5 protein-coding genes are annotated in these 3,480 nt (G+C 43.1%); 1 reads left to right on the forward strand and 4 read right to left on the reverse strand.

Features of this window, described 5'->3' with window-relative positions; translation table 11 throughout:
* Window positions 1-138 precede the first annotated feature (138 nt).
* Window positions 139-996, forward strand: a complete 858-nt coding sequence (locus ACJBF3_RS25865) for an HNH endonuclease signature motif containing protein (protein ID WP_000784387.1) — start codon at window positions 139-141, stop codon at window positions 994-996.
* A 606-nt stretch (window positions 997-1,602) separates the two neighbouring features.
* Here ACJBF3_RS25865 and ACJBF3_RS25870 read toward each other — a convergent pair.
* From ACJBF3_RS25870 to ACJBF3_RS25885, 4 genes are all read right to left on the reverse strand, one after another.
* Window positions 1,603-2,007, reverse strand: coding sequence for an H-NS family nucleoid-associated regulatory protein (locus ACJBF3_RS25870; protein WP_001287391.1), 405 nt, complete (start codon window positions 2,005-2,007; stop codon window positions 1,603-1,605).
* 177 nt (window positions 2,008-2,184) lie between these two features.
* Window positions 2,185-2,478: a hypothetical protein gene (locus tag ACJBF3_RS25875; protein ID WP_001100635.1), complete on the reverse strand. Its 294-nt coding sequence runs from the start codon at window positions 2,476-2,478 to the stop codon at window positions 2,185-2,187.
* Window positions 2,479-2,503: 25 nt separating this feature from the next.
* Window positions 2,504-2,809 (reverse strand): hypothetical protein, encoded by a 306-nt coding sequence (locus ACJBF3_RS25880; RefSeq protein ID WP_223152485.1) that lies wholly within the window; start codon window positions 2,807-2,809, stop codon window positions 2,504-2,506.
* On the reverse strand, window positions 2,781-3,236 hold the full coding sequence (locus ACJBF3_RS25885; RefSeq protein WP_000916941.1) for a hypothetical protein: 456 nt from the start codon (window positions 3,234-3,236) through the stop codon (window positions 2,781-2,783). The genes ACJBF3_RS25880 and ACJBF3_RS25885 overlap by 29 nt, the downstream gene beginning before the upstream one ends.
* Window positions 3,237-3,480 lie beyond the last annotated feature (244 nt).

Raw genomic sequence — 3,480 nt, forward strand, 5'->3', positions numbered from 1 at the left:
CTCAGCATTTTATTATGGTGATCCCCTGGGCGAAATGCGCCTGGTAAGCAGAGTTTTTGAAATGTAAGGCCTTTGAATAAGACAAAAGGCTGCCTCATCGCTAACTTTGCAACAGTGCCCTGAGGTGTTACAGCAAAGATGAAAATGACGAAGCCAAAACCGGTAAGCCGGATGAAAAGACCGTTTATTAGTGAGCTTGCAGAGCTGGGTTTATCGGGTGAAATTCTTTCAATTCGAACTGACGGCATGCAGGGGACGCTCATACCCGATCTTACCGCAGGGGTGAGTGAAGCAGGCCGTGTGAAAACCGGCAACTGGGTAATCTCTGACAAGAGAACCTTCGACCATGTCGTTCTGTGTGTTGAAAGACAAGATGAGAACCATGATGTGTACGTAGGTAAATTCATCCAGTTACATGTAGCCGCTAATAAGAGCCTTAAGATCGTCGAAATGGGCGATGTGAAACTGGTGGCCATAACCAGCTCGATTCCTACCACTTTTAATGGTGGGATAAAGAGATACAAAGGGGTTACGTATGTGTCACTTTCCCAAACAGCTCAAACCACTATCGACTTCCCGAAGCGTATCTACAAAGAGGGCCAGGAATGTACTTCTGTCACCAGTCCTGACCAAGGTCCTTTCGCCCGGGATGTTAGGTTGAATTGCTACGGGCGATGTGTTGTCACCGGCGTAAGGTCCCCCTGGCGTACTGAGGCCGCGCACTTAACGCCACGTCATGAAGAAGGCATTCCCGACGTAACGAACGGAATTTTACTTCGCCGTGATATCCATACACTGTTCGACAATGACCATTGCGCCATAAACCCTGACACTATGAAAATTTACTTCAGCCGGGAGGCCCGGGAGTTGGATGATGATCTCCTGAAATGGCATGGGAATGAGATAGAGACGACACGCATGCAGGTTCCGGTTAACATCGAAAACCTTCGGATACGATGGCAAAAATTTAAGGCTAAGGATCGTCAGCGTAAATAAAGCCATAAGCTGAACCACGGCGAGGATTAGTCTTGTTCACTAAATGACAGCGAGAGATTAAATGCAAACCCAAAAAGATATTACAGTTGGCCAGATCTGGGAAGAAGTGGATCCAAGACTGATCCGGAAAGTGCGAGTTGTTGAGGTGGCCTCGTTAGAAGGGCCCAAAGGCATCCTAATCGAAAACGTGGAGTCTGGTCGTAAGAACTGGGCGTCGTCATCCCGCTTTAATGGAAAGCGTGGAGGGTATCGTCTTATTTCCTGAAGGTTTTGCCAATATGGGAAACTGAAGAGGTTGAAACCATCCCGGTGAGGGAGCATATCTGGTAAAGAAGAGTCTTTAAAAAGGTTTTACGCGACCTGGGATAATAAACGGGAAAACGATACCCAAAAAAAGAATACAGCGATGATAACGATAAGGAATGGTAAGGGCTTCAATATTTTGAGAAATGACCTGGCTTCCTTTGCATCTGCATTTCTAATCAAACTGTCCACATAGGGATCACAGCTCTTAGGTTCTGAATTTTTCATATGTTCTGTACCTGAAATTGATTCCGTATGAGAAAAGGCCACCGAAGTGGCCTCTATCAAAACTGGTGGCAAAAGTTAGATCAGGAAATCATCAAGACTTTTACCGGCTGCAATTTGTTCTGCCAGAGCTTTGGGGGTACGGCCCTGTCCAGTCCACGTTTTTGTTTCGCCATTTTCATCAGTAAATGAGTATTTGGCCGGGCGTGGTTCACGGCTTTTCTTGGTAGCCGTAGATTTGGCCTGGAATGAGCCAAGCAGCTCTTCCGGGTTGATACCATCTTCTTCCATTAACTTACGCAGGGCGTCAAGTTTCTCCTGACGAGCTTGCAGTTCGGCAGCTTTGGATGATTCTTCCTGACGACGCTCATCAACAATGACATTAAGCTTTTCGAGGATTTCCTCAAGTACTTCTAAAGGCAGCTCGCGGCCCTGGGCGCGAAGAGTACGAATATTGTTTAACGATTTGAGTGCTTCAGACATACGACCTCACTTTCTAATTCTTTGATAAGGATTTACTTAATCATAATACACTCTATAAGGAAAAAGATGCCAGCTTTATGTCTTCAGGTACAAAGATATCTTGCTAAGAATACTCCTTATCTTCCTTGTGCAGACTGTTTCGTGCTTTCGATGTTGTTCATGAGTCTTAAAATCTGCTCACTGTTTAGGGTACTCATGCTGTAAATCATCAAGAAGGAAGCGCAGAACAACATAAGCAATCGGAAAAGGAAACCATGCCAGTGACAGGCCATATATGGCGGAGATAAACATAGGGTAATTTAACTCACTTACAAAATTCGCTTCATTGTATTGTTGAATCGAAATGGCAGAAGCAAAAATTATAATTAAAGTAAGAAAAATCCACTCTAGCCATCTCTTTTTATAACAAGCATAAGCGAAAGCTGTAGGGTAAAAAATAAAGCAAAAAATTCCAGCTGCAATTACGTTCATAAAAGTAACTTTCCTGATAGCGCAGTTATTTTTCGAATGCAGCATCATGAACAACTGCCATAACATTGATGATTGGCTTTCTTTTTCTGAAGAACCTTCCGCGCGGCAAAGTTTCTCCCGCTTTGAGACGATAAAGCCAGAAAACATAAGCCGGAGGAACATTGCTGTCAAAAATATCTGAACAAGTTTGAACTGTGATGCCTACTGTATTGTCTTTCCTCATCTCTTTAAAAGTGCCTTGCAATGCAGCGGATAACGTCATTTTTAAGAAACCTTTTTCTGTTTGAACGGATAGACTTGACTTAGCTGGCTTGACTGTAATGTTTGCCACTAAAGATCCCTCGTTCTGAGGATGCAGGCACTACAAAGTTACCGTCAGGTCTAATCATACGAGTTTGGATGAAATTTTTGCCGGATTTGGTTTTTTCAACCTGGTGCTCGATCTTCCATTCTTCTTTGACGGGACCGGATGACAAATGAACTAGAACCGGTACTTTTTTACGTGTTCTATCCAGAACAATACAATTTGATTTATCCGTATCAACGCTTCCCTGAAGAGTATTCAAAGAGCAATTATCATATCCCTCAACCGGAACTGCATTACCTTGGATATCAATTTTGAATCCTCCAGCTATTACAATTTCGGGTGCATTATCATTTAAAGTCTCGTCATAGGCAGCATCAACTACATCGCAAGCAGTAAGAGTAAGTGACGATGCCACAGCAAGACACAATAAAGAAAATCTGTTTTTGAGCATATTTGAGACCTTTTATAAAAATAAAATAACAGGAGAATTGTATCATTAACAGTCTAGTTCTAACGACTACCACTTTTAAGTATGTATTGAGCCAGTTTTATATTCAGGCACACCATATTGCACTCTAGGGAAGGTGCGAATAAGCAGGTCATTTCTTCCCAAGCTGACTCGCTGATTAAAATTTCGCGGATCTGGGCCGATTTTTTTCCCGCAAACACATCGAATCAGCCTATTTAGGCTATTT

It is taken from the genome of Enterobacter sp. PP-008-ECC_S150, from assembly GCF_045257065.1.
In the GTDB taxonomy this organism is placed as follows: Bacteria; Pseudomonadota; Gammaproteobacteria; order Enterobacterales; family Enterobacteriaceae; genus Enterobacter; species Enterobacter chengduensis.

Coding starts and splice junctions, on each gene's coding strand:
- ACJBF3_RS25865 (WP_000784387.1), top strand. CDS start 139: ATGAAAATGACGAAGCCAAAACCGGTAAGCCGGATGAAAAGACCGTTT.
- ACJBF3_RS25870 (WP_001287391.1), bottom strand. CDS start 2,007: ATGTCTGAAGCACTCAAATCGTTAAACAATATTCGTACTCTTCGCGCC.
- ACJBF3_RS25875 (WP_001100635.1), bottom strand. CDS start 2,478: ATGAACGTAATTGCAGCTGGAATTTTTTGCTTTATTTTTTACCCTACA.
- ACJBF3_RS25885 (WP_000916941.1), bottom strand. CDS start 3,236: ATGCTCAAAAACAGATTTTCTTTATTGTGTCTTGCTGTGGCATCGTCA.